Source organism: Pseudomonas sp. GW822-FHT04C11 (genome assembly GCF_058800905.1).
The window spans coordinates 1-6,050 of record NZ_JBXAMS010000035.1 but is presented as its reverse complement, the minus strand read 5'-3'; the positions used below and the strand labels follow the sequence as shown (position 1 = coordinate 6,050).

Annotated in this window: 7 protein-coding genes and 1 pseudogene; all 8 read left to right on the top strand. The window is 47.9% G+C overall.

All coding sequences use genetic code 11. The annotated features are described in order from the left end of the window. The first annotated feature begins 223 nt into the window (after positions 1–223). Positions 224–937, top strand: a complete 714-nt coding sequence (locus AC1RJ3_RS29520; RefSeq protein ID WP_493081978.1) for a hypothetical protein — start codon at positions 224–226, stop codon at positions 935–937. Positions 938–1,222: 285 nt separating this feature from the next. Continuing rightward, entirely contained in the window at positions 1,223–1,708 is a 486-nt protein-coding gene (locus AC1RJ3_RS29515) for a hypothetical protein (protein ID WP_347929567.1), read from the top strand. Between the two features lie 21 nt (positions 1,709–1,729). Next, entirely contained in the window at positions 1,730–2,218 is a 489-nt protein-coding gene (locus tag AC1RJ3_RS29510) for a tetratricopeptide repeat protein (RefSeq protein WP_347929568.1), read from the top strand. 127 nt (positions 2,219–2,345) lie between these two features. Next, complete coding sequence (locus tag AC1RJ3_RS29505; protein ID WP_493081975.1) at positions 2,346–2,747, top strand: DUF6911 family protein; 402 nt, start codon at positions 2,346–2,348, stop codon at positions 2,745–2,747. 138 nt (positions 2,748–2,885) lie between these two features. Further along, a pseudogene (locus tag AC1RJ3_RS29500) lies at positions 2,886–3,364 on the top strand (IS3 family transposase); the annotation flags it as partial. A gap of 136 nt (positions 3,365–3,500) precedes the next feature. Continuing rightward, a complete protein-coding gene (locus AC1RJ3_RS29495) occupies positions 3,501–3,953 on the top strand; it encodes a hypothetical protein (protein ID WP_347929569.1) in 453 nt (150 codons plus the stop codon). A 385-nt stretch (positions 3,954–4,338) separates the two neighbouring features. Further along, complete coding sequence (locus AC1RJ3_RS29490) at positions 4,339–4,749, top strand: hypothetical protein (protein ID WP_493081973.1); 411 nt, start codon at positions 4,339–4,341, stop codon at positions 4,747–4,749. Between the two features lie 84 nt (positions 4,750–4,833). Then, positions 4,834–5,814: an IS5 family transposase gene (locus tag AC1RJ3_RS29485; RefSeq protein ID WP_493081971.1), complete on the top strand. Its 981-nt coding sequence runs from the start codon at positions 4,834–4,836 to the stop codon at positions 5,812–5,814. The last annotated feature ends 236 nt before the right edge of the window (positions 5,815–6,050 follow it).

Genomic DNA, 6,050 nt, shown 5'->3' with positions numbered 1-6,050 from the left:
TTTGAAATACAAAACGCCCGATGCGGTGCATCGGGCGTTGAAGTGAAACAGGTGTAAACCTATTTCAGGACTAGACAGCGTGAGTAAGGTGATAGTCCTGTCAGGTGCATCGAAAATAAATCCATCCCCTTTTAAATTGGAACAAAAAAGTTGAGGCGCAGGCTAAAGCTTTCATTCGGTCCAGTGGTTTCGATAGCATTGTTAGTACTAGGACAAGAACCCCATGAGTGCAGCAGATATAGAACTATGGTTTTATACGTGTCCTGATAAAACTCTATCTATAAATCAGCGACATGCTGAAATCATGGATAGGATGTCTCGGATTGGTGCTCCTTTAGGGTTTGCGGGTCTTGAGCTTCCGGCTACCCCGAGTTGCGGCGACGGGTTAGTTGCTACCTATACAGTTAAACTTCCCATCAGAGGCCTCCGGTGTGTGGGGGGCTATGCGTATCGTGGTGATCGATACATATATGAAGATAGGGCCTCCTATGACGAACACTTGCGGTTTGGATTTAAGATATCAAACAAGGCTGTTGATTATAAACTTGTTGTGAATGAGCACTTACCAAAAGTGATTGAGGCGTTCAAGGGGTATAGGGCTCATGTATCCTATGATCTGTATGGTTTGTATTATCAAGGAGGGTTGAACGATGACAATGCGGTTTATAATCAGTTGCGTGAGGACAAAACTTTAGATATTGATGGGCGCAACAATATTTATACGCTATATCCTGCCCAGTTCTGGGATGCAGCCCTTTGTCAGCGTGCTCTAGGCTATGGCCCTGATGAAGTAATTGCACGATTGGAAGGCAAGTGTCGTATGGCGGTACGGCTGATGGGTGGGGTCTATTTAATTCTCAATGATGACCCGAACATGTCCTATGAAATTTTTGTACAAATGAATGAGCAGATCAAGCCGATCTTGGGGCTGGTCTAGTGGGCATATATTGAAGGAAAGGGGTTTATTTGAATTTACGGTCTAAAAGGGGACGGATTTATTTTATATGCGTTAGCAAGGTGATAGTCCTGTCAGGCTCATCGAAAATAAATCCGTCCCCTTTTCGTGTATAAATGGTGGAGCAGTAGCTGCAGCCGTCGGTTGCTATTTTAATTGCGCCACCTTTCCAAGTAGACTTGACATACCGATCCCGGAAAATTCCGGAGTTATGATGATTTATATACCCAAGCTTGAGCAGGTTGGGACGCAGTGGAGGCCACAAAAGTGAGCGAGGAATTAGGATTTTTATCTGAGAAAGTGGCGAGATATGATCTTGTTTTTGTCAAGATTGTTGATGCGCCGCGCCCGCAAGTATTACGGGCGAAAATTGAAAAAATATATACGACAGGGAAAGGGATTGATAGCACCTTCCTTGGTTCAGAGGTTGAGTTCGTTCGATCTGGTGGGACATGGGGAGATATGGCTTTGATTGTGGGGGATCAGGCTATTTTATTTGTTAAATCAATTTCTGGGGAGTTGTATGAAAATGCTTGGCGCGGTCATATGGTCGTGGAGGAGATCGAAGGAACTTCATATGCTATATTTCAATATAAGGAGTTGTGGCTAAGGGAGGATATTCCATCTTCGATTAGGGCGTGTTCACGGCAAGACCCCAAACGCCCGTATGCGACGGCGATCCGCTTCGATGTCATGGAAGCTTATTTATCGAGTCTAATTGAAAAGGTGAGTGCTAATGCAAAAAAAATATGAGAGTCATCGAGGAACAGTTGTATGAGTGAAAAGAAGATTGATCTATCGGTTTTTTGTATGAGGGCGAGACTATTCCTGTCCCAGGGTCGGGCGGATGATGCACTTGGTTTATACGGGGATGTCATTCAAGTCGACCCAGACAATGCTTTGGCATATGCTGATCGTGGTACAGTGTATGCGATGCTGAAGAGGTCCGATATGGCGCTCAGTGATCTGGAGCGAGCTTTTGCTCTTGGGTATGCTGATGCGTCAGCTTATAGCACTGTGGCTACAATCTATTTAGAGTTGAAGCGGTTTTCAGATGCGCTCAGGTATTTTGCTAAAGCTATCGAATTGAATCCAAACTACCCGTGGACCTACTATAATCGGTCTGATGTTTTTCACGAGTTGGGTGATGATAGGGCTGCCGTTGCGGATCTTAAAAAATGTCTTGAATTTAATCCAGAGGAGAATTTAAAAAAATTGATTTTGAGTCGCCTTGGCTTACTGAGAAATCAGCAATGGACCTAAAAGGGGACGGATTTATTTTTTATGCGTGAGTAAGGTGATAGTCCTGTCAGGCGCATCGAAAATAAATCCGTCCCCTTTTCGTGATTACTGGGAGTCAGGTATGAAGTCTATTAAGGAGAAAAAATAGATGATCATCGGAGGGTATACCCTTAGTCCTGAGCATGGCAGATCGCAAATCCCTCTCATTGATCAGCCGACCATGGAAGATGTAAGGTCCATTATATGTAAATATAGTAAAGTCGACGGCGTCGCTTCGTTGTCTATTTCCCCGGCACCTGAAGTCGGACCTTACGAAATCAATCTTTATGCTGATTCTGGAAATTATATTCTGATGCTGAACCAATACCTTGATGATGGTGAGCATGTTGTGCGTACTCTTAATAATGCGTCGACTGGAGCAAAACTGGTTGATGTTCTGGGCGATTACTATCCGGCGAGTTTTGTCACAAGAAATATAGATATCGTTATTTTTTGTTTTCAAGAATTTTTGAAGTCCGGTGATGTAAGCTTTACAGTGTTGAATGCTTAAAGTAAGACCTAAAGGGGACGGATTTGAATGGCACTTACTTAACCTTCTTCGGGTGCCCATTCCTCCGTACCTCAACCCTTGCCGATGTCTCGTCCTGAATAAGGTTTACACCTTCTGACCCATTCTCAGGAGGGAGTAATGAATACAGGAAAAAGGCGCAGTCAGCGTGACTACACGCGGACCTTTAAATTGTCGGTCGTCGATCAGGTCGAAAAAGGCGAGTTGAGTTATAAAGAGGCTCAAGAGCGCTATGGCATTCAGGGTAAATCGACCGTACTGAACTGGTTACGCAGGCATGGTCGGCAGGACTGGAGTCAAGGCGCGTCCATTCGCTCCAAGAGACCCCGTTCCATGGATGAGCCCGATAAACCACTGACACCCGAACAGCGAATCAAAGAGCTTGAAGAAAAGCTGGCCCAAGCCAACCAGAAAGCTCAGTTTTTCGAAGCTGTCGTTGATGTTTTGAAGAACGACTTCGGTGTTTCTGTCGTAAAAAAGCGATCCGGCAAGTCCTCTCCCAAGGGCAGATCCAAGACCTGAGCATTAGTCGGGCTTGCCAGTTCATGGGGATTTCCCGTCAGGCTTATTACAAGCGCAACCGGGCGTGTGATGCCCGGGTCTAAAAGGGGACGGATTTATTTTATATGCGTGTGTAAGGTGATAGTCCTGTCAGGCGCATCGAAAATAAATCCGTCCCCTTTTCGGTTAAAATAAAATTGATGTGCTTATTCATAATTGATTGATGAGGGCTGGATGGATAATTTTGAAGGGGCAGACGAGCAATTGCTGGCACGTCGCAAGGCTGGTTTTGCAGCATTCAAGTCCGAACGCCTGCCGGTGCTCCATGAGTTCTGCACCAGCCTGGGGTTTGAACAACCTCACGAGGTCCTGAACACTCCCGGGAAATTTTTGGCCCAATTGGACAGCGGTTTTCGAAGTGCAGTGATCAGCGAGGCCAACCGGGTCTGGTTCATTACCCGTATCGGTTACTACATCGGCGAGTACCTGGCGACACGGTATGACGGGTATTGGCAGGTCGACGAAGACCCGGCGTCGCCGACCTTCACACGTTATGTGGTCGGCGGTTTTTCCTTCGACGGGGTGACCACGCCAATGGTCGACCCAATGGAGATGGCTCAGGTGTATGCCGATACGCCCGCACCAAGGTCCCTGGTTCAGGAAATCGATAAAGTGTTGGTCAAGTAAACGTGATGACTGATGATTAGATCCTGAAAGACGCAGCCGACGCACGTGTGCCAGCACCTGGAACTTCGGTTCACTGGATCGAGTGGCGCACTGCTCAACTGATCCGCGCCGCCTCATTGCAATAGGCCAGTCGCGGATCCTGGTGCTTGATTAGGTAGATGCTGATCGGCAGATGAATGCGTGGGCTCAGCCGGTCGAGCAACCGTTCGCAGTCACGGCGAACGGGGGGGCTTCGCCCGTCAGGCGGCAGATCAGCCGCCTGACCCAGCGCTGTGAACATCTAAAAGGGGACGGATTTATTTTTTATGCGTGAGTAAGGTGATAGTTCTGTCAGGCGCATCGAAAATAAATCCGCTCCCTTTTAAATTTCTGCGGGTTTTTAGAAATGAAAGATTTTTCGTATTACTGCTCTTTGCCAGACTCTATGTCAGAGGGTGAGTTGTATATTGAGTTTTTAGGGATTGTTGAAAGTGGCGCGGATACTAAGTGTAATAAATTCGATGTTGTAAATGTTCTACTTGAGCTTAGTGGTCGTCAGTGGCATACGTATACGATTTTATGTGACTCCTTGAGAAGTGACTTGGAGAGTATTTTAATATCGTACTGGGATGGCAGTGATTTAGAATTTGTTGAAGGTGCTATCGCTATCACTGCAAGACTTGGTCTTGTGGGGTTTTTTAATTTTATATTGGCTCAGGATTTTAAAGTCTTATCGTTGGAGGTTGCTGAGGAAATTAGAGGTGCAATAGCTGAGTTCGGAGATTCTGTTGGTGATCCATATAGTGGTGTTCAATGATTTCTATGGGCTAGGACCTAAGGAATCTCCGAACAAGTCTTCAAATGTGCTGAAATGCGCCTGACAACCTGATCCGAGCCGTCCATGAGCCAGATGAGTTTTTCCGACTTTGAGTACGCCGGTAAGCGCAAGCAAACTCGCCGCGAACGCTTTCTCGCCGAGATAGATCAGGTCGTGCCCTGGACAGACCTGCTGGGGCTGATCGAGCCGTTCTACCCCAAAGCTGGTGGCGGTAGAAAACCCTACCCTCTGGAAACCATGCTGCGCATCCATCTGTTGCAGAACTGGTTCTCCCTGAGCGATCCAGCCATGGAAGAAGCGCTGTATGAAATCACGCCCATGCGCCAGTTCGCACACCTGACGCTCAGCGCACCGATCCCCGAAGACACCACGATCATGAACTTCCGGCACTTGCTGGAGAAGCATCAGCTCGCACCTGCGATCCTCGCGGTCATCAACGGTTATTTGCAAGAAAAAGGCCTGTCGCTACGCCAGGGCACCATCGTTGATGCAACCATTATTCATGCCCCCAGTTCCACGAAGAACGAAGAAGGCAAGCGCGATCCCGAGATGCATCAGACGAAGAAAGGTAACCAGTATTTCTTTGGGATGAAGGCCCATATTGGCGCCGATGCCGAGTCGGGGCTGGTTCATCACGTCCATGGCACCGCCGCTAATGTGGCTGATGTCACGCAGGTCGCCGAACTGCTGCATGGCGAAGAAAACGCCGTGTATGCGGACGCCGGATACACCGGTGTCGATAAGCGCGAAGAGCATGAAAATCGTGAGGTGATCTGGCAAATCGCTGCGCGCCGCAGCACCTATGCCAAGTTGAATAAACGCAGCTTGCTCTACAAGGCCAAGCGCAAGATCGAGTACTGCAAAGCTCAGACACGAGCCAAGGTCGAGCATCCGTTTCGGGTGATCAAGCGGCAGTTTGGTTACGTGAAAGTGCGCTTTCGTGGACTGATGAAAAACACAGCTCAGCTGACCACGCTGTTCGCCCTGTCAAACCTATGGATGGCTCGAAAACAGCTGATGGGTATGGGCGAGTTGGGCGCTTAACATGGAAGATCGGGCGAAAAAGCCTTCAATACACGACGCATCGGCCGCGTTTTGGCAAATAGCGGTGCGGGTCGGGGGAGTTTTCGACTTGCCGCCGCCGTGCGGCAAGTTGATCGGAGCATCCCTAAAAGGGACCTAAAAGGGGATGGATTTATTTTTTATGCGTGTCCCGTCCTGAATAAGGTTTACACCTTCTGATCTATTTTCAGGAGGGAGTAATGGAATCAGCAAAAAGG

What these genes read in the sequence shown, in the direction of transcription:
- AC1RJ3_RS29490 (WP_493081973.1), top strand. Translation starts at nt 4,339, where the DNA reads ATGAAAGATTTTTCGTATTACTGCTCTTTGCCAGACTCTATGTCAGAG.
- AC1RJ3_RS29505 (WP_493081975.1), top strand. Translation starts at nt 2,346, where the DNA reads ATGATCATCGGAGGGTATACCCTTAGTCCTGAGCATGGCAGATCGCAA.
- AC1RJ3_RS29510 (WP_347929568.1), top strand. Translation starts at nt 1,730, where the DNA reads ATGAGTGAAAAGAAGATTGATCTATCGGTTTTTTGTATGAGGGCGAGA.
- AC1RJ3_RS29495 (WP_347929569.1), top strand. Translation starts at nt 3,501, where the DNA reads ATGGATAATTTTGAAGGGGCAGACGAGCAATTGCTGGCACGTCGCAAG.
- AC1RJ3_RS29520 (WP_493081978.1), top strand. Translation starts at nt 224, where the DNA reads ATGAGTGCAGCAGATATAGAACTATGGTTTTATACGTGTCCTGATAAA.
- AC1RJ3_RS29485 (WP_493081971.1), top strand. Translation starts at nt 4,834, where the DNA reads ATGAGCCAGATGAGTTTTTCCGACTTTGAGTACGCCGGTAAGCGCAAG.